Here is a 17,776-nt window from a genome sequence, read left to right on the forward strand (position 1 = left end):
TCGGCGCCATGAAGACTCTCTCGCTCGAAGGACGGATGACCCTGATCGTCGCCTGTTCTGCCATCGTCGGCGCCCTGGTGTTCGCCGGCGTGTCGATCTGGCCGTTCCCGCAGTTGCTCGTCTGGATACGCACCGTGCCGGACAAAGCCGGGAAGCTTCCGCCGGCCCCACCGCTGGAGACTTTCGACGCAGGCACCGCCATGGTGATCTGCCTCATCGTGCTGCTGCCCCTGTCGGCATGGGTGGCGCACGCCCTGGTGGAGCCGCTGCGACGGCTGATGCGGGCTCTGGAGAGCGCGGTGGCCAGTTACCGCGACGGCGACTTCAGCATGTCCATCGGCACTACGCGGCGGGACGAACTAGGCGACCTGATCCGCATGCACAACGCCCTGGGCCAGACTCTGCGCGACCAGCGGCAGCACATCGCCCAGCGCGAACTGCTGCTGGACACCGTAGTGCAGAACACGCCCGTGGCGCTGGTCCTCACCGATCGTGCGGGCAAGGTCACCTACGCCAACATTGCCGCGCGCCACCTGTTCAACGAGGGCCGCACGCTGGCCGGGCTGGACTTCGACGAGGTGCTTGGCGACATGCCGGAAAGCCTGCGCGAGGCCGCGAAGAGTGGGGAAGACGCCCTTTTCTCGGTGGAAATGGAGGGCAGCGAGGAAACCTTCCACCTCTCCCAACGGGGGTTCCGGCTTCAGGGCAAGCCGCACCGCTTGCAGTTGTACCGGCGCATGACGCGCGAACTCTCGCGCCAGGAAGTGCATACCTGGAAGCGCGTTATCCGCGTGATCAGCCACGAACTGAACAATTCGCTGGCGCCCATCTCTTCCCTTTCCCATTCCGGCGCGGAACTGGCGCGGCGAGGCGACCTCGAACGCCTGCCGGGCGTGTTCGCCTCGATTGGCGACCGGGCGAAGCACCTGCACAGTTTCATCTCCGGCTATGCCAGCTTCGCCAAGCTACCTGCACCGCAGGCCCGGGCGATCGACTGGGAGTCCTTCCTCGATGCACTGGCGTTGCATGCCAGTTTCCGCCTCGCGGCACCGCTGCCGAAGCAGCAAGGGTGGTTCGATCCGACCCAGGTGGAGCAGGTGCTGATCAACCTGATCAAGAACGCGCACGAAGCCGGCGGCGATCCGGACGAAGTGACTCTCGCCGTGCACCACGTGGGCCGCGACATGCTGATCGAGGTGGCCGACCGCGGCCCGGGCATGAGCGAGACCGTGCTGGCCCAGGCACTGCTGCCTTTCTACTCCACCAAGCGATCGGGCACGGGCCTGGGCTTGGCCCTGGCACGCGAAATTTCGGAAGCGCATGGAGGGCGCATCGCGCTGTCCAACCGCGATGGCGGCGGCCTGCGCGTGACCCTGGTCCTCCCTGTCGTTTCGGCCTGAGCTCCATCGCCTATACTCCGGGAATCACACCGGGAGAGGGAAGCCAGCCATGGGAAGCATCGTTGCACTGGTGGTGGTCGTCGTCGCCGTCATCGTACTCGCCAAGCTCATTCGCATCGTGCCGCAAGGCTACGAATGGACGGTCGAGATGTTCGGCAAGTACACGGGCACGCTCACGCCCGGGCTGCACTTCCTCATTCCGTTCGTTTATGCGATCGGTCGCAAGATGAACATGATGGAGCAGGTGCTCGACGTCCCCTCGCAGGACGTCATCACCAAGGACAACGCGGTGGTCCGCGTCGACGGCGTGGTGTTCTACCAGGTACTCGACGCCGCCAAGGCCGCCTACGAGGTCGCGAACCTCGAGGCCGCGGCGCTCGCGCTCATCATGACGAACATCCGCACCGTCCTCGGCTCCATGGACCTCGACGAAAGCCTGAGCCAGCGCGACGCCATCAATGCGAAGCTGCTGGGCGTGGTGGACGAGGCCACGCATCCCTGGGGCGTCAAGGTCACCCGCATCGAAATCAAGGACATCTCGCCGCCGCGCGACCTCGTCGACGCCATGGCCCGGCAGATGAAAGCCGAGCGTGAGAAACGCGCGAACATCCTGGATGCCGAAGGCTTCCGCCAGGCGGCCATCCTCAAGGCCGACGGCGAGAAACAGTCCGCCATCCTCGAGGCCGAGGGCAAGAAAGAAGCCGCATTCCGCGAGGCGGAGGCACGTGAGCGCCTCGCCGAGGCCGAAGCCAAGGCCACCACCATGGTGTCGCAGGCCATCGCGGGCGGCGACGTCAACGCGTTGAACTACTTCGTCGCCAACAATTACGTGGAGGCGCTGAAGGAAATGGCGAAGTCGCCGAACCAGAAAATGCTGATGTTGCCGATGGAAGCTTCCGGCATCCTCGGCTCGCTTGCCGGCATCGCCGAACTCGCAAAGGATTCGTTCGCCGCCCAGCAGCGGCCGTCGCCCGATGCGGCTCCTTCCCGCACGCCGCCACTTCCGCGCTGACATGGAACAGGTGGCCACTCACTATCTCTGGTGGATCGTCGCGCTGCTGCTCATCGGCGGCGAAGTGATCCTGCCCGGCTACTTCATGTTGTGGATCGGCATCGCGGCCGCCGCCATGGGTGTCGTGCTCCTCATCGTGCCCGACATGGGCTCGCTGGCGCAGGCGATCGTCTTCGCCGCGTTCGCCTTCGTGTCCTGCTTTGCCTACTGGAAACTGGTGCGGCCGCGGCTGGACCGTGTGCCGCCCGGGAACGAGCGTCTCAACCGACGCGGCGAGCAATTGATCGGGCAGCGCTACGTGCTGTGCGAAGCCATCCAGAACGGCCGCGGCAAGGCGAAGGTCGGCGACGGCACCTGGCTCGTCACCGGCCCCGACCTTCCACTCGGGGCCACCGTGGAGGTCGTGGGCATCGACGGCACCACGCTGCGCGTGAAGGCGGCGGACATTGGCTGAACCCGCGCCGCTGACGGTACCGGTGAGTTTCGCCACCACGGCGATCAACACCCGTATCGCGTTCCTCACCGAGCTTGCCCGCCGGTTGCACCAGTACGGCACCACGGCGCCCCGCCTGGAAACCGCGATCGGGCGTTCAGCGCAACGGCTTGGCCTGTCCGCGGACGTATGGTCGAGCCCCACGGCCATCATCGTGTCCTTCGCCGATCTGGGGCAGGGCGAAGAGAGCGTGGCGCAGGTCACGCAGGTGATGCGCCTGCCTCCGGGCGACGTGAACCTCGCACGCCTTTGCGAAGCCGACCGCATTGCCGATGCCGTCATCGACGGCCAGATGGAACTCCGCGAAGGTTTCCACCTCCTCCGTAAGCTCGGCGCGCCGGATACGTTCCGCGCCCAGTTGGGCGTCATCGCAAGTTACGGGCTTTGCGCGGCGAGTGTCGTCGCACTGCTGCTGCACAGCGCGTGGCCCGACCTGGTTACCGCCGGCGTCATCGGTGTCGTCATCGGCCTCATCACGGTGGCATCCGCCAGCCGCCCGCAGCTGTCCGCCGCAAGTGAGGCCATCAGTGCCATGGTAGCGACCGTCATCGCCACGGTGGTCAGTGCGTACATCGTGCCGTTGGCGTTGAAGTCGGTGATCCTCGGCAGCCTCATCGTGCTCTTGCCGGGCATGGCGCTTACTACGGCGGTGCGCGAGATTTCCAGCCAGCACCTCGTCTCGGGCGTGGCTCGCATGGGGGGCGCCATTGCCACGTTGCTCAAGCTCACGTTCGGTACCGTGGCGGCAAGCCAGCTTTGCGAGGCCCTCGGGGTGGTGGCGCACAACTACGCGCTGCCGCCGTTGCCGTCGTGGGCCGACTGGCCGTCGTTGATCCTCGGCGCGTTTTCGTTCGCCATCCTGTTCCGCGCGGCTCCACGCACATGGCCGGTGGTGATGGCGTCGGTGGTGCTGGGTTACCTTGCCACCGCGTGGGGCGGCAGCATTTCGGGCTCCCTGCCGGGCGCGCCGTTCGGCGTGTTCGTTGGTGGGCTGCTGCTGAGTTCGCTGAGCAATGTCTATGCGCGTTACGCACACATGCCCGGGGCAGTGGTGCGGGAGCCGGGCATCATCCTGCTGGTGCCTGGCTCGGTAAGTTTCCGCAGCGTGTCCTACCTGCTCGACCGCGACGCATCGCTCGGCATGGACACCGGCTTGCTGGGCATCACACTGCTGGTGTCGCTCGTAGCGGGTTTGCTATTCGGCGACCTCATCGTGGCTCCGCGACGTTCCCTGTGAATGTGGGAGCCGCTGAAACGGCTCCCACAGAAACAGATCAGGCCAGCAGGTCTTTTTCTTTCTTGCCGGCCTTCAATGCATCGTTGAACCAGTTTGGGCGCTTGCCGCGGCCAGACCAGGTCTGCTCGGGATTGGCGGGATTACGGTACTTGGCGGCGAGCGCCGTGCCGCCGGTACCGACGCGGCGCGCTTTCGGCGCGCGGTTACCGAATACATCGTCGAGTGTGACGCCTTCTGCCTTGAGCAGCGCGTTGATTTTTTCGCGAACCTTGGAGACTTTCTCCTTGCGCAGTTCGTTCTGCCGGGCCTGCGCCTTGGCGATCAACTCGTTCAGTTGATTCTGGTTGAGGTTCTTGATATCGACTGCCATTGGCCACTCCGCGTGTTTCGGTAGTAATAAAATGGGTCACATCGACCCATGACTCGCTTCGTGTGAGCGAGTAGCGATTGTGCCTAATTAATCCCATTATGTCAGCCGGAAATACGCTGGTGTCGGCAATCTCCCAGCGTTGGCTATTGCCTACATTTATATAGATATTTACTTACAGGGATTAACTCGGGCACCTATTGCAATGCGTCGTTCTTCGGGATGTTGGTGACCAAACTCAATGCGGTGTGCCCGCCACTGGCGGCTACCGGGACTGAAGAAAAACCTACGCCCAACGCTACGTCGACCTCTCCAAAGGGCCGCATGAGCGGCTCAGAAGTTGGACGGATTTTTCAGATTTTTCGCGTGGATTGCGTGGCTTTCAACGTGGCACTCTCCTCAAGCGACCGTCAGTACATTGAGACGCTACGCGTCAGATCTGACTGAATCGGGTGGCACAAGTCGTCGATCTTGCGACGGCATCGAACTGCTTATAACCACATGAAGGGAGAGTCATGAGACATGTATTTTGTGCCGATGGAGAGGACGGGCGCCGGCGCCTCTGGGAGGCGCGCAAGCGTCTCGCGATGGTGATAGCGAGTGGTGTCATGGGCGTAGTCTCTGCGAGCGCCGTCGCGATGGAAGAGCGATACGCTTTCGAACCAGACGACCACCGTACAGCGCTCGGAACTTCAACGACTTCTTTGGCAAGTGCCGATTCCACGTTACGTTCTTGCCATGCCATCGCTCTCGATGGACTGGCAGCTTCTGAGGCATGTACCTATGCTGTCAGTCCATCCCAGGAGGAAATCTCTCCTGAATTCATGGAGGGAATGCCGATGGATACGCGAAAAGATGCCGGTAGCCCGGACCCTAGGTTTGGAGATAACGGTCACGTCAGGTTGTTCGTCGAAGATCACTTCAACGGTTCCTCGCAATTGCTTTCCGATGGAAAGATCCTGTCGATCGGAAGCGGCGGCTCCGCCACCGTATCACTCGTAAGACATTTGCCTGACGGTGCGCTGGATGTCGCTTTTGGCGAAAGTGGAATAAAGCGAACGGATCTTGGTGTGGATCGCGAGTGGGTCCTTCGCGATCATCTGGTACTGAGGGATGACAGGTTGCTGCTGGCGGGCGATGCGACGGGGCCCGACGGCACCAGTACGCTGATATACGCCCGCCTTCTTCCGAATGGAGACCTCGATTCTACATTCGGCAACGATGGCGTCGTCGAGATCGACCTCCCGCTGACTTCTTTCGATCAGACAAGGCGCATGGCCGTTCAGCCGGATGGAAAGATCGTTGCCGCCATCAGATCAAGCTATGGCCCCGGTAGCATGCAGTCTGATAACGGCCTGCTGCGTTTGCGGCTTGACGGCTCGTTGGACAAGACATTCGGTTCTGGTGGCGTGTCCTACGAGTTTCCGCCCGGATCGTCACTTGGGAATGTGACGGTGCTTGCCGATGGCAAGTTGTTGTTGAGTGGCCTTGGCCGCAACGGAGCCATGCTGTCGCGTTACGAGCCGAACGGTAACCCGGATCCCAGCTTTGGCGTAGGGGGGCATTTTTACTTCATGTTGCCCAGTGACCCCGATGGCAATCAGGTAAACAAGATCGGCGTGCAGGACGACGGAAAGATCGTCCTGGTCGGCTCGGTAGGGTTGATCGGCTCGCAGGTCGGACTGATTGCGCGCGTTGAGCCGGATGGTTCCGGGTTTGACATGTCTTTCAACGATGGCAAGCCTCTTCTCCTTCCGTATGAGGGGAGGGCGAACTCTGAGCAAAACGTTGCCATTCAAAAGACGGACGGGAAGATTGTATCGTTGGGAACGGTGTTCGGAACCCAAGCCCCGATCACCTTAAGGCGATTCAACGCAGATGGAACGCCTGATCGAAGCTTCGGCGAGGAAGGCCTCGTGACGGAAATGAAACCGGAAGGTGTTATCGAGATTCTGACGGGCCTCCAGATAGATGAGGATGGGCGATACCTCTTGTCTGGAAGCATTTTTGAGTTTTCCGAAGCGAGCCGGGTAGCTCTAGGTTCGAATCTCGGGGACATTGTCTGGCAGCCCGAAAATGCCATGTCAGGGGTTCACCAAGGACCCACCGTGTCGCAGTTGATCGGAATCTCCCGCTATTTGGCAAGGTGATTCCGTAGTGCTTCCCCCCACCACTTCCGAGCTTGCCGGAAGTGGTGGGGGGATCAGCCCAAGCGGGGTCAGCCCAGCAGGGCGAACAGTTCTTCGCGGGTCACGTTGCGTGCTTCGGCGTCCGTGCGGGCGCGGTATTCGAACGTGCCGGCCTCGAGGCCGCGGCTGCTCACCACAACGCGATGCGGAATGCCGATCAGCTCCATGTCCGCGAACATCGGGCCGGGGCGGAGACCACGATCGTCCAGCACCGTGTCGATTCCCGCCTGAGACAGGGCCTGGTAAAGCGATTCGGCTGCTTCGGACACCGCCGCGTCGTTCTTCGGATTGATCATGCACACAGCCACGCGCCAGGGCGCCATGGCTTCGGGCCACACGATGCCGGCATCGTCGTGGCGTTGCTCGATGGCCGCCGCGACGATACGGCTGACGCCAATGCCGTAGCAGCCCATGTACATCGTGCGCATCTTGCCCTGGTCGTCGAGTACGCCCGCACCCATGGCCTCGGCATACTTCTGGCCGAGCTGGAAAATGTGGCCCACCTCGATACCGCGGCCGAGGCGAATGGTGCCCTTGCCGTCGGGCGAGGCGTCGCCGTCCACTACCTTGCGGATATCCGCAACACGCGTGATCCGCGCGTCGCGCTGCCAGTTCGCGCCGGTGTAGTGCGTGCCGTCCTGATTGCCGCCGCACACGAAGTCCGCCAGCACCGCGGCGCTGCGGTCGACGATGACGGGAATCGATTCAGGTAAGCCCACAGGGCCGATGAAGCCGGGTCGCGTGCCGGTGGCGGCGAGGATGTCGGCTTCGCTGGCCAGTTCGGACTCGTCGGGCATCTCGGGAAGATGGGCGACCTTCACTTCGTTGATCTCGTGGTCGCCGCGCACGCAAAGCGCGACGAGGCCTTCGCGGCCGCGGACGAGGATCGTCTTCACCACCTGCGTGGCGGGCACGCCCAGGAAGGCGCTGACTTCCTCGATCGTGCGCTGCGTGGGCGTGTCGACACGGGTCAGGGCCGCCGTGGGCGCGGGACGCTCGATGGCCGGCGCAAGCGCCTCCGCCTTCTCGATGTTCGCCGCGTAGGGCGAGGCGTCGGAAAAGGCGAGGGCGTCTTCGCCCGCGTCCGCCAGCACCTGGAACTCGTGGCTGGCGCTGCCGCCGATCGCACCGGTGTCCGCATCCACCGCGCGGAATTCCAGCCCCAGACGGGTGAAGATGCGCGAATACGCCGCGTACATCACCTCATAGGTCTCGCCGAGCGATTCCGGCGTGAGGTGGAATGAGTAGGCGTCCTTCATGAGGAACTCGCGCGCGCGCATCACGCCGAAACGGGGGCGGATCTCGTCGCGGAACTTGGTCTGGATCTGGAACACGTTGAGCGGCAGCTGCTTGTAGCTTTTCAGCTCGTTGCGCGCGAAGTCGGTCACGACCTCCTCGTGCGTGGGGCCATAGCAGTAATCCTGCTCCTTGCGGTCCTTCATCTTCAGCAGTTGTCCGCCGAATTTTTCCCAGCGACCGGTTTCTTCCCATAGTTCGCGCGGCTGCACCGACGGCATCAGCATTTCCACCGCGCCGGCGCGAACCATTTCCTCGCGGACCACGTTTTCGACCTTGCGCATCACGCGCAGGCCGAGCGGTGTCCACGTGTAGAGGCCGGAGGCGAGCTTGCGGATCATGCCGGCCCGCAGCATCAGCTGGTGGCTGGCGATTTCCGCGTCGGCGGGGACTTCCTTGACGGTGGCGAGGTGGAACTTGCTGAGGCGCATCGGCGAGCGGTCCGTACGGTAAAGGCGGGATTATAGGTGGTTTTCCCCAGCCGCCCCGGTACCGAAGGAACCTATTTGCAGTACAGGGTCATCTGGGCCTGTGTGGTTTCGATCTGGCGCTTGCGGCCGGCGTCGTCGAGTGGGACCTGGCCCCCTTTGCCGTCGTCCACCGAAACCTGTTGCGGCTTCGCAAGGGTTTCCATGTTGGACTTCAGCGTGGCGCAGAGTTTGGCCCTGTTTTCCGGTGTGTCGGCGGTGGGCCCGGCAGACGCCTTTTCCGGCTCCGGCTTGGCGGGCGGCGGCGGTGGCGGGGTCTGGCCGGCCGGCGCGACGACGCTGCCGGTGGTTTTCACCTTGTCGTATTTGGTTCCCGCGGGTGGCGGCGAGTCGGCGTAATGCGTGACGCCCTGGGCGTCCTTCCACTTGTAGGCCTGGGCAAAAGCCAGCGGGCAGGCCGCGAGCAGGACGGCAAGGGTGACGATTCGGCGCATGCGAGGGCCATCCGGCGGAAGGTGTGTCGCAAACAAGTATCACCCGGCACCGGGCCGCGCAAGCGACACACGTCCCGGTTCCGCGCCGGGGGCCAGACTGACGCTTCACCGCGGCTGGGCTACACTGGCGGCCCATGTCACGGAATGGCCCATGAGCGATCCGATCCAAGTCCGGGCGCCGCGTCATCGCGGCATCTACCTGCTTCCGAACCTGTTCACGACGGGCGCGATGTTCGCCGGTTTCTACGCGATCGTCTCCGCCATCGGGGGGCATTACGCGGTGGCCGCGCTGGCGGTGTTCGTGGCGGGCATCCTCGACGGCATGGACGGACGCGTCGCGCGGCTCACGAATACCCAGAGCGAATTCGGTGTGCAGTACGACTCGCTTTCCGATCTGGTCAGCTTCGGTCTGGCGCCGGCGCTCGTCATGTACACCTGGGCCCTTTCCTCGCTGGCCGCCTACGGGCCGGTGTGGGGGAAGATCGGCTGGGCGGCGGCCTTCATCTACGCCGTTTGCGCCGCGCTGCGCCTGGCGCGCTTCAACACGCAGGTGGGCGTGGCCGACAAGCGCTATTTCCAGGGTCTGGCAAGTCCGGCGGCAGCCGGTCTTTGCATGTCGTTCGTCTGGACGATGGAAAAATTCGACATTCCCGGCCCTTCCGTGGCGTTCTTCGCCATGCCGCTGGCGGTGATCGCCGGCCTGCTGATGGTCAGCAACATACGCTACTTCAGCTTCAAGGCCTGGCCGAAGGGCGATCGCGTTCCCTTCATCTGGCTCATTGCCGCCGTGCTGATCGTGGTGTTGCTGCTCGTCGACACGGCGCGCGTGCTGTTCGCGGTGGCGGTCATCTACACGGTGTCGGGCCCCGTCATGACCCTTTGGGGGCGGGCCACACGGCGTCGCCGCGCCCGCCGCGCAAGAGTGCCGGAGTAACCCTCGTGGCTGCCGCTCCCGACCGACGCCAGCGCCTGCTCAAGGTCATGGGCATCACGCCCTGGCGGTTGCGCACCGGGCCGGTGGCGTCCGGAACGGAATCCGTTCCGGCAAACGACGCGGCGGTTACGGTACAGACTGCCTGCGTGGTGGTGCTTCCCGCGGGAGCCAGCGCGCGGGAACTGGATCTCGTGGGGCGCGCGTTGCGTGCCTATGGTCCGGTCACCGGCCGCGCCGCACGGCTGGAAGCCGGCGAACGTGGACTGGGCGACATTCCTGTGGCCAAGGCGTACATCGTCTTCGGCGAGGCGCAGGCGAAGGCGCTGGGCCGGGACCTTCCCGCAGCGGTGATGAGTGCCGCGCAGATCCTGCTGGTCGACACGCCGGCCGCGATTCTCACGGACCCGGCGGCGAAGCGCCGCCTGTGGAACGGACTGCGTACCCTCGGGCCCACCCTGCGCGGAGTCTGACCCGATGGTCGCCGTGGCACGCCCGTCCACCGAGATTCGCGCCATGCGTCGCGACGATCTCGACGCTGTGGTCGCCCTCGAACACGCCTCGTACGAATTTCCCTGGAGCGCCGGCATTTTCCGCGACTGCCTCCAGGCAGGCCATAACTGCTGGGTCATCCTGCACGAGGGCGAGATCGCTGGTTACGGCATTCTTTCGGTGGCGGCCGGCGAGGCGCACGTGCTCAACGTGTGCATCGGCAACGCCCATCGCGGATTGGGCTACGGCCGCCGCATGATGCGCCGCCTCATCGATCTTGCCCGTTGGTATGGCGCGGAGCGCATCTTCCTGGAGGTGCGCCCGTCGAATCCCGTCGCCAAGACGCTCTATGACTCGCTCGGTTTCACCGAGATCGGGCGTCGTCCCTCGTACTACCCGGCAAAGGGAGGCCGCGAGGACGCGATCGTGATGTCGCTGGAAATGCGTGCCGACGGCGCCAGCTGACTGTCCTGCGAGCCGATTCAGAGGCGCCATGTGGTCGCGGGAGTGCCCGCTGCCGCGGGATCGCCGGCATAGCCGGCTCCCACAGGGCGCGATTCTCATCCCTCGCGCAGCAATGCCATCGGCGAGGTGCGTACCACCTTACGTGTGCCGAAGAGTCCTATCGCCATGACCACGAACGCGGCCAACGCTGCGGCGCCGAGAAGCGGCCACAGGGGCGGCACGAAGTTCTCGATGCGGAACACCGCGTTGCCCAGCCACAGGCCGGCACCCAGGGCGCCAAGCGCCGCGGTCAGGCCGGCGACAAGGCCGAGCAAGGCGAATTCGCACGCGGCCGCGGCGCGAAGTTGCGCCCGCGTAGCGCCCAGCGTACGCAGCAGCGCGGCTTCCTTGCGTCGCTCCTGCGCGCTCGCCGCCAGGGCTGCGGCGAGCACGAGCGCACCCGCGAGCAGGCTGAAGCCGAGCACCCAACGAACGGCACCGCCGACGCGATCGACGATCTCGCGTACTCGGTCGAGCAGCGCGTCGACGTCGATCAGGCTCAGGTTGCCGAAGTCGCGCGACACCTTCGCCAGTTGGTCGCCGCGCCCGCGCGGAAGGTAGAAGCTCGTAAGCCAGGTGTGCGGCAACTGATCCGCATGCGCGGGATCGAGCATGAGGAAGAAGTTCACGCGGAACGAACTCCAGTCCACCTTGCGTACGCTGCTTACCTTCGCGTCCAACGTGCCTTCGCCCACTTCGAAGCTGAGCGTGTCGCCGATCTTCAACTGGTAGCGGTCGCGCCACGAGGTATCGACGGAGACCTCCGCCTGGGAAGGCGCCGGGCCCGCCCAGGTTCCCTCCACCACCTGGTTCGAAGGCGGCAACTCGGCGGCCCACGACAGGCGTAGCTGGCGGTCCGCCGAATCCTTCGCGTCATCGTTGGCAAAGGCGATGCTGTCGATGGGTTTGCCGTTGATGGCGGTGAGCTTGCCCACGGCGAGGGGCATCATGTTGGTGCGGGTGGCCCCCATCTTGCCCAGTGCCGTGGTGAATGCCTCACGCTGGTCGTCCTGCAGGTTCAGCGCGAACCAATTGGGCGTGTCGGCAGGGAGTTCGCGCCGCCAGCCTTCGAGCAGGGAAGGCGCGACGACGGCCAGGAGGAGCAGGGCGCACAACCCCAGCGAGAGCGCGGTTGCCTGCACCAGCGAAAGACCGCGCCGGCGGGCGAGGGCCGCGAGGCCGAGACGGAGCGCAGGATGCGCGCCGGGCGCCACGCGGCGCGCGATGACCAGCAGCAGCGCGGAGAGGAGTGCTGCCACCACCGCCACGCCGGCGAGCGTGGCGGCGAGAATGCCCGCCAGCTTCGCCGAATCGCTCTGCACCCACACCAGCAGCACGGCGGTGACCAGCGGCACGAGGTAGAGGGCATCGAACCGGCGCACGCGCCGCTGCATGGATTCGCGGAACACGGCCACCGGCGGCACCTCCGCGAGGCGCACGAGGGGCGGGAGGGCGAAACCGGCCAACACGGCCAGGCCCATGGCGGCCGCTGCAAATGCGGGCCCGAGCGGGAGGGTGGTGGGAATGTTGTCGAACAGCTGACGGGCGAAGTACCACGCGCCTTGCGCCAGGCCCAGCGCGATGGCCATGCCCAGCGCGGCGGCGGGCAACGCCAGTGCTGCCAGGGTCGTGACCAGCAGTGCCGCCACGCGACGGCGGGGCGTGCCCAAGGCGCGCAGCAGCGCGACTTCGCCGGCCTTGCGGCGAGCGTAGCGCGCGGCGGCAAGGGCGATGGCCACGCCGGCCAGCAAGGCGGAAAGCAGCGCGGTGAGACGGAGGAAGGCGCTGGCGCGATCGAACGCGGTACGCATCCGCTCCTGCATCTTTTCGGGCGTGATGAGTTCGGCGCCCGCGGGCAGGTCGCTGCCTTCGAGGTCGCTACGCCACGCGGTGACCGCGGCCGGCGGGCCCGATACCAGCAGGCGGTGGCGTGCGCGGCTACCCACGGACAGCAAGCCGGCGTCGTTGGCGTCGTCGAGGTTCATGAGGGCGCGCGGTGCGAGCGCGAACAACTCCCCGCCGTCGGGCTGGCGCAGGAGCTCCGCGGCCACCGCGAGATCGCGTCCGCCGATCTGGACGGTCTGGCCGGGGCGGATGCCCAGCCCCACCATGGCGCGATGGTCCAGGAACACCTGCCCCCGCGGCGGCCCGTGCGCCACGCGGTCGCGCCCGTCAGCCCCTCGCACTTCCAGCGTGCCCCTCAGGGGATAGACGCCGTCCGTGGCGAGCACGTCGAGCAGTTGGCTGTGCTCTCCGACGAAAGCCACGCTGCGGAATGCGGCGCCCCGGGTGGCCGTCAGTCCGTCGGCTTGTGCCGAGCGCAGCATGGCATCCGGCAGCGGCGCCGGGGCGCTCACACCGAGGTCGCCGCCAATGAGTTCGGCGGCGCTGGCGAGGATGCCGCGTTCGATGCGCGTGGAGAGGGTGGCGACGACGCCGAGGGCGATGACCGCCAGTACGAGCGAAGCGGCCAGGGTGCGCAGTTCGACCAGATGCCATTCGCGGCGCAGCGTACGGAGAGCGAGCCGGAGGACGTTCACGCGGGCACCCCGAGGCGTCCTTCATGCAATTCGGCTGAACGGGCGCAACGTGCCGCCAGACGGGCGTCGTGGGTCACGAGGATGAGGGTGGTCGCGTGCTGCCGGTTCATCTCGAACAGCAGGTCGCCCACGTGTTCGCCCGTGTGCTGGTCGAGGTTGCCGGTGGGCTCGTCGGCGAAAAGGATGCGTGGGCGATGCACGAACGCCCGTGCCAGCGCCACGCGTTGCTGCTCGCCGCCGGAGAGCTGGGCGGGGTAATGTCTGCGGCGGGCGCCGAGGCCCACCGCATCCAGCGCCGCGTGAGCTCGCTCGCGCGCCGTGTCGTCGCCCTCCAGCTCCATCGGCAGCATCACGTTTTCCTCCGCCGTCAGCGCCGGGAGGAGGTGGAAGGACTGGAATACGAAGCCCACCAGGCGGCGCCGTACCGCGGCCCGGGCTTCCTCGTCCATGCTCTCCAGGGCCTGCCCGTCGAGCCGGATGCTGCCGGCGGTGGGAACGTCGAGCCCGGCAAGCAATCCCAACAAGGTGGTCTTCCCCGAGCCGGAAGCGCCGACGATGGCGAAGCTCTCGCCGGCCGCCACCTGCAGGTTCACCCCGGACAGGATGTCCAGTTGCCCCTCCGGTCCGAAAACCGACTTGCTAACATCCGCCACTTCAAGAAGAACACTGGAAGAATCGCTCATGCGTCGTTGCCTGGTCCTGTTGCTGTTCGTCTGGTGCGCCATCGCCTCCGCGGCGGAGGCGCCGCGCAAGGTGCTGGTGCTCGGGGACTCGTTGTCGGCGGCGCACAACATTCCGGTGGAAGCCGGCTGGGTGCGTCTGCTGGACGCGCGCACCTCGAAGATGGCGACGCCATGGACGATGGTCAATGCCAGCATCAGCGGGGAAACCTCCCTAAGCGGCAGGAACCGCCTGCCGGCTCTGCTGGCGAAGCAGCGGCCGGGCGTCGTGGTGATCGAACTGGGGGCCAACGACGGTCTCCAGGGCCTGCCCCTGACTCAGCTGGCCGCCAACCTCGACGCCATGGTCGAGGCGGCCAAGGCCGCGGGGGCGAAGGTTCTCCTCCTGGGCATCGAGTTGCCGGTGAACTACGGGCCGCAATACCGCGACGGCCTGCGCAAGGTTTACGCGGATGCCGCGAAGAAGCACGGGGCGTCGCTCGTGCCGTTCCTGCTCGACGGCGTTGCGCTCGATGCCGCGCTCATGCAGGACGACGGCCTGCATCCGAAGGCCGCAGGCGAACCCCGGGTGGCGGAGAATGTGTGGAAAGCGCTTAGTCCGATGCTCCATTAAACGACGCTTCGTCCACGTATTCGTCCGCACAATGAATATTGTTTTCGGTCTTCACGCTGCTCTCACCGGCCCGGCCGTTAACTCTTCACATTTGTGAATCACCAGAGGAGTGGAGCAGATGAGCACACGCGACGAACAGGCTGGACTGATCCTTCTCGTCGAGGACAATCGCCAGATCGCCGAAATGGTCGGCGAATTCCTGGAGCGCCGGGGCTATTCGGTGGATTACGCCGCCGACGGCGTCAGTGGCCTGCACCTCGCCGTTTCAAACAGCTATGACGTCATCGTCCTCGATCTCATGCTTCCGGGCATGGACGGCCTGGACGTCTGCCGGAAGCTGCGCAAGGACGGCAAGAAGTCCACGCCGGTGCTCATGCTCACCGCGCGGGACACCCTGGAAGACAAGCTGGTGGGCCTGGAGGCCGGTGCCGACGACTACCTCGTGAAGCCTTTCGAAGTGCGCGAGCTGGAAGCCCGCCTGCGCGCGCTGATCCGCCGCGATCGCCGCCAGGTTTCCTCGGAAGTGCTGAACGTCGGCGACATGACCCTCGACACGGCTACCCTGCGCCTGACCCGCGGTGGCCAGGAACTTACGGTGTCGCCGATCGGCCTGAAGCTGCTCGCCATCCTCATGCGCGAATCGCCGCGGGTCGTCAGCCGCCGCGACATCGAGCGGGAGATCTGGGGCGACACGCTTCCCGACTCCGACACACTGCGCTCGCACCTGTACAACCTGCGCCGCGTAATCGACAAGCCGTTCGACCGCCCCCTGCTGCACACCATCCACTCCGCTGGATACCGTTTGGCAGACCTCGATTCCGAAGTCGCCGCGTCGCAGACGGCATGAAGCGGGAGCAGCATCGGGTCTGATCGATGGAAGGAAGGTCATCGCAGGGGTCACGGCGTCGGCGCGGTTCGTTCCGCGTACGCGTCGCCGTTGTCTTCGCTCTCCAGACGATCGTCATGATCACCGCGTCGCTCATGGCCGCAAACAATGTCGCGCCCATCGGCGCGGCGATTGCGATCATGCTTTGTTCGGGCTCGCTCGCCTGGATCGCCGTGTCGCGCGAGTGGGTCCCCGTGGCGGCGCTGGCGCGGCTCCTGGACGCATGGGACCCGGAAAAGCCGGACATGGCCGGCCTGGACCGGGAGGGCGGGAAGCATTCCGACGGCGACGTGTCGTCGCTGATCCGCGGATTGCACGGGCTGGCCAGCCGCATCGAAGGTTACAGCGAGCGCGAGCGCAACTTCACCCGCGACGCGAGCCACGAACTGCGGAGTCCGCTGACCGTCATCAAGATGTCCTCGGACATGTTGGCCGACGAGACGGAACTCTCCGACGTGGGCTATCGGTCGCTGGAGCGTATCCGCCGGTCCACACGCGAACTCGAGGCGCTGGTAGAGGCTTTCCTCATCCTCTCGCGCGAATCCGATCAGGGCCTTGCGGAAGAAGACTTCGTGGTGAACACGGTGCTTCGCCAGGAAGTGGATTACGCGCGGGAACTGATCGTGGGCCGTCCGGTCGAGCTGGTGCTCGACGAGCCGGCGAGCTTCGCCCTGCATGCGTCGCCCCGTGTGTTCGCCGTGCTTTGCGGGCAGCTGATCCGGCACGCGCTACAGCAGACCGACCAGGGCACGATCATGGTCACTGTCATGCCGGGTAGCGTCAGTGTGATCAATCCGGCGCTCGACGTGCCGGAGGCGGGCAGCCGCCGGCATGCGTCCGTGGATCGGCACGGCTTCGACCTTGCCATCGCGCGCCGCCTGTCAGACCGCTTCCAATGGCCGCTCGAACTGCGCTCGCTGCCGGGCGCGAACCGCGTCGCAAGCGTGCGTTTCCCGCATCCGCAGCCCGTCGAAGGTTAGCGCGACGGGCTTTCGCACATTCCCGTGTGGAATGAATCGCCTGATGGGCTAAGTCCGAATCGACCTATCGATAGTCCGGCGCGCCGGCGTCGCGATGACGCCGTTGGGTAATACGATCACCTCCGCACATTCACAAGGAGGTGATCCATGTCTGGTCGCATAGTGATTTCACCTACGGCTCGAGACAGCGCCCCGAAGTCCTCGCAAGCCCGCACATCGCAAGATCTGCCATTGCCGTCCATCGACGATGCCGTCAACGGCAGGGTTCCATGGTCCGTGTTGCAGCAAGGCCTCACGCTACGCGTGCCACGGGCCAATTTCAGCGAAGGTGACCGAATCCATGTATTCCTGGAATCGGAGTGGGAAGGCAGCGGATTCGGTCAAGCGACGACCTTCACCGGCTCGGGCGACGATGCGGAAGATGCAACCGTACTCGTGCCGACGGAACGGGCAATCTCGATGAGAGCGAGCCGCGTTTTTCTCTACTACCTTTGGCTCGCCGAAGGTGTGCAGTCCGGTAGGGTGGAGTATTTCGTGGAATCGCCAATCTATCCGGCGGAGGTGGTTGAAGCGGTAAATGGCGAGATACCCATCGAGGCAGCCGAGCAGGGCGTGACGGTTCGAATTCCACCCTATGAAGGTATGAGAGCTGGCGACGTCGTGTCGCTCTACTGGCTGGGCAGCATGCCAGCATGTGACTACATCGTATACCGGACCATAGGGGCGGGAGAGGTCGATAGGGACATCGAAGAGTTCATCGATTCGAGACTCGTTGCACCCTTCAAGTCTGATGAGATCGTTGTCGTTTACCGCGTCAGCCGTCTTGGGCTCCTCGACAAGACCGTCGGTCCGCCCAGGGTCGTTCGGGTAGCGGTCGAAATGTCACCGCCGACGGGCGTATATGTTTATTCCAACGAGTCTCTCCCGACTGAGTCCTGGTGGCCGGACTATGAGACTGGCGACGAAACCGGTTACCCCATGGAACTTGAACTTCCCCCCGACATAGCCGTCAACGATGTGGTGACCTGTGTAGCATGCAACACTTATTATTTAGACGGTTGCCTGATATTTCAGAAGACGTTCGACGGCACGTCGCCGGTCATGCGGTTTTATCTCCCTCTCGGGGAGGAACAAAGAAGCGGCGTGCGGCGAACCTTCATTCTGGTCGAGCGGAACGAACGGTTGCTGATGGCATCGCGGCTCAAGCGGATCCGCCTTGCCTGACCCGGCTTGC

17 protein-coding genes are annotated in these 17,776 nt (G+C 65.0%); 12 read left to right on the top strand and 5 right to left on the bottom strand.

Going from position 1 to position 17,776, the window contains the following annotated elements:
* The first annotated feature begins 8 nt into the window (after positions 1–8).
* Genes FHS47_RS08060 through FHS47_RS08075 form a run of 4 tightly spaced genes read left to right on the top strand, consistent with a single transcriptional unit; the run spans position 9 to position 4,142 of the window.
* A complete protein-coding gene (locus tag FHS47_RS08060; RefSeq protein ID WP_167025427.1) occupies positions 9–1,400 on the top strand; it encodes an ATP-binding protein in 1,392 nt (463 codons plus the stop codon).
* A 49-nt stretch (positions 1,401–1,449) separates the two neighbouring features.
* Positions 1,450–2,412, top strand: a complete 963-nt coding sequence (locus tag FHS47_RS08065) for an SPFH domain-containing protein (RefSeq protein ID WP_167025430.1) — start codon at positions 1,450–1,452, stop codon at positions 2,410–2,412.
* Between the two features lies 1 nt (position 2,413).
* Positions 2,414–2,866, top strand: a complete 453-nt coding sequence (locus FHS47_RS08070) for an NfeD family protein (RefSeq protein WP_167025433.1) — start codon at positions 2,414–2,416, stop codon at positions 2,864–2,866.
* On the top strand, positions 2,859–4,142 hold the full coding sequence (locus FHS47_RS08075; RefSeq protein WP_208381852.1) for a threonine/serine exporter family protein: 1,284 nt from the start codon (positions 2,859–2,861) through the stop codon (positions 4,140–4,142). The genes FHS47_RS08070 and FHS47_RS08075 overlap by 8 nt, the downstream gene beginning before the upstream one ends.
* Positions 4,143–4,179: 37 nt before the next feature.
* On the opposite strand, the gene FHS47_RS08080 is transcribed toward FHS47_RS08075, so the two are convergent.
* On the bottom strand, positions 4,180–4,512 hold the full coding sequence (locus FHS47_RS08080; protein ID WP_167025436.1) for an H-NS histone family protein: 333 nt from the start codon (positions 4,510–4,512) through the stop codon (positions 4,180–4,182).
* Between the two features lie 512 nt (positions 4,513–5,024).
* Between FHS47_RS08080 and FHS47_RS08085 the strand changes: the two genes are divergently transcribed.
* Positions 5,025–6,659 (top strand): hypothetical protein, encoded by a 1,635-nt coding sequence (locus tag FHS47_RS08085; protein WP_167025439.1) that lies wholly within the window; start codon positions 5,025–5,027, stop codon positions 6,657–6,659.
* Positions 6,660–6,727: 68 nt separating this feature from the next.
* On the opposite strand, the gene FHS47_RS08090 is transcribed toward FHS47_RS08085, so the two are convergent.
* Both FHS47_RS08090 and FHS47_RS08095 read right to left on the bottom strand, forming a co-directional pair.
* The gene (locus FHS47_RS08090) at positions 6,728–8,425 is read right to left on the bottom strand and encodes a proline--tRNA ligase (protein WP_167025442.1); all 1,698 of its coding nucleotides are present in this window, start codon (positions 8,423–8,425) and stop codon (positions 6,728–6,730) included.
* Positions 8,426–8,496: 71 nt separating this feature from the next.
* The gene (locus FHS47_RS08095; protein WP_167025445.1) at positions 8,497–8,916 is read right to left on the bottom strand and encodes a DUF4124 domain-containing protein; all 420 of its coding nucleotides are present in this window, start codon (positions 8,914–8,916) and stop codon (positions 8,497–8,499) included.
* 151 nt (positions 8,917–9,067) lie between these two features.
* On the opposite strand from FHS47_RS08095, the gene pssA reads away from it, so the two are divergent.
* The 3 genes from pssA to rimI are packed head-to-tail and all read left to right on the top strand — an operon-like array spanning position 9,068 to position 10,804.
* On the top strand, positions 9,068–9,850 hold the full coding sequence (gene pssA, locus FHS47_RS08100; RefSeq protein WP_167025448.1) for a CDP-diacylglycerol--serine O-phosphatidyltransferase: 783 nt from the start codon (positions 9,068–9,070) through the stop codon (positions 9,848–9,850).
* 5 nt (positions 9,851–9,855) lie between these two features.
* Positions 9,856–10,320, top strand: coding sequence for a hypothetical protein (locus tag FHS47_RS08105; protein WP_208381853.1), 465 nt, complete (start codon positions 9,856–9,858; stop codon positions 10,318–10,320).
* 4 nt (positions 10,321–10,324) lie between these two features.
* Entirely contained in the window at positions 10,325–10,804 is a 480-nt protein-coding gene (gene rimI / locus FHS47_RS08110) for a ribosomal protein S18-alanine N-acetyltransferase (RefSeq protein ID WP_167025451.1), read from the top strand.
* A gap of 95 nt (positions 10,805–10,899) precedes the next feature.
* Here rimI and FHS47_RS08115 read toward each other — a convergent pair whose 3' ends face one another.
* Complete coding sequence (locus tag FHS47_RS08115) at positions 10,900–13,383, bottom strand: FtsX-like permease family protein (protein WP_167025454.1); 2,484 nt, start codon at positions 13,381–13,383, stop codon at positions 10,900–10,902.
* Positions 13,380–14,066: an ATP-binding cassette domain-containing protein gene (locus tag FHS47_RS08120; RefSeq protein WP_167025457.1), complete on the bottom strand. Its 687-nt coding sequence runs from the start codon at positions 14,064–14,066 to the stop codon at positions 13,380–13,382. Before FHS47_RS08120 ends, FHS47_RS08115 begins: the two co-directional genes overlap by 4 nt.
* Between FHS47_RS08120 and FHS47_RS08125 the strand changes: the two genes are divergently transcribed.
* From FHS47_RS08125 to FHS47_RS08140, 4 genes are all read left to right on the top strand, one after another.
* A complete protein-coding gene (locus tag FHS47_RS08125) occupies positions 14,065–14,676 on the top strand; it encodes an arylesterase (RefSeq protein ID WP_167025460.1) in 612 nt (203 codons plus the stop codon). The two genes, FHS47_RS08120 and FHS47_RS08125, sit on opposite strands and share 2 nt — an antisense overlap.
* 118 nt (positions 14,677–14,794) lie before the next feature.
* Complete coding sequence (locus tag FHS47_RS08130; protein ID WP_029213612.1) at positions 14,795–15,523, top strand: response regulator transcription factor; 729 nt, start codon at positions 14,795–14,797, stop codon at positions 15,521–15,523.
* 116 nt (positions 15,524–15,639) lie between these two features.
* On the top strand, positions 15,640–16,542 hold the full coding sequence (locus FHS47_RS08135; protein WP_208381854.1) for a HAMP domain-containing sensor histidine kinase: 903 nt from the start codon (positions 15,640–15,642) through the stop codon (positions 16,540–16,542).
* Positions 16,543–16,689: 147 nt separating this feature from the next.
* On the top strand, positions 16,690–17,766 hold the full coding sequence (locus tag FHS47_RS08140) for a hypothetical protein (protein ID WP_167025465.1): 1,077 nt from the start codon (positions 16,690–16,692) through the stop codon (positions 17,764–17,766).
* Positions 17,767–17,776: the final 10 nt, after the last annotated feature.

The sequence above is a fragment of the Luteibacter sp. SG786 genome (genome assembly GCF_011759605.1).
Lineage (GTDB): Bacteria > Pseudomonadota > Gammaproteobacteria > Xanthomonadales > Rhodanobacteraceae > Luteibacter.

What these genes read in the sequence shown, in the direction of transcription:
- FHS47_RS08070 (WP_167025433.1), top strand. Translation starts at nt 2,414, where the DNA reads ATGGAACAGGTGGCCACTCACTATCTCTGGTGGATCGTCGCGCTGCTG.
- FHS47_RS08065 (WP_167025430.1), top strand. Translation starts at nt 1,450, where the DNA reads ATGGGAAGCATCGTTGCACTGGTGGTGGTCGTCGTCGCCGTCATCGTA.
- FHS47_RS08060 (WP_167025427.1), top strand. Translation starts at nt 9, where the DNA reads ATGAAGACTCTCTCGCTCGAAGGACGGATGACCCTGATCGTCGCCTGT.
- FHS47_RS08095 (WP_167025445.1), bottom strand. Translation starts at nt 8,916, where the DNA reads ATGCGCCGAATCGTCACCCTTGCCGTCCTGCTCGCGGCCTGCCCGCTG.
- rimI (WP_167025451.1), top strand. Translation starts at nt 10,325, where the DNA reads ATGGTCGCCGTGGCACGCCCGTCCACCGAGATTCGCGCCATGCGTCGC.
- FHS47_RS08120 (WP_167025457.1), bottom strand. Translation starts at nt 14,066, where the DNA reads ATGAGCGATTCTTCCAGTGTTCTTCTTGAAGTGGCGGATGTTAGCAAG.
- FHS47_RS08080 (WP_167025436.1), bottom strand. Translation starts at nt 4,512, where the DNA reads ATGGCAGTCGATATCAAGAACCTCAACCAGAATCAACTGAACGAGTTG.
- FHS47_RS08140 (WP_167025465.1), top strand. Translation starts at nt 16,690, where the DNA reads ATGTCTGGTCGCATAGTGATTTCACCTACGGCTCGAGACAGCGCCCCG.
- FHS47_RS08130 (WP_029213612.1), top strand. Translation starts at nt 14,795, where the DNA reads ATGAGCACACGCGACGAACAGGCTGGACTGATCCTTCTCGTCGAGGAC.
- FHS47_RS08135 (WP_208381854.1), top strand. Translation starts at nt 15,640, where the DNA reads ATGATCACCGCGTCGCTCATGGCCGCAAACAATGTCGCGCCCATCGGC.
- FHS47_RS08090 (WP_167025442.1), bottom strand. Translation starts at nt 8,425, where the DNA reads ATGCGCCTCAGCAAGTTCCACCTCGCCACCGTCAAGGAAGTCCCCGCC.
- FHS47_RS08125 (WP_167025460.1), top strand. Translation starts at nt 14,065, where the DNA reads ATGCGTCGTTGCCTGGTCCTGTTGCTGTTCGTCTGGTGCGCCATCGCC.
- FHS47_RS08085 (WP_167025439.1), top strand. Translation starts at nt 5,025, where the DNA reads ATGAGACATGTATTTTGTGCCGATGGAGAGGACGGGCGCCGGCGCCTC.
- pssA (WP_167025448.1), top strand. Translation starts at nt 9,068, where the DNA reads ATGAGCGATCCGATCCAAGTCCGGGCGCCGCGTCATCGCGGCATCTAC.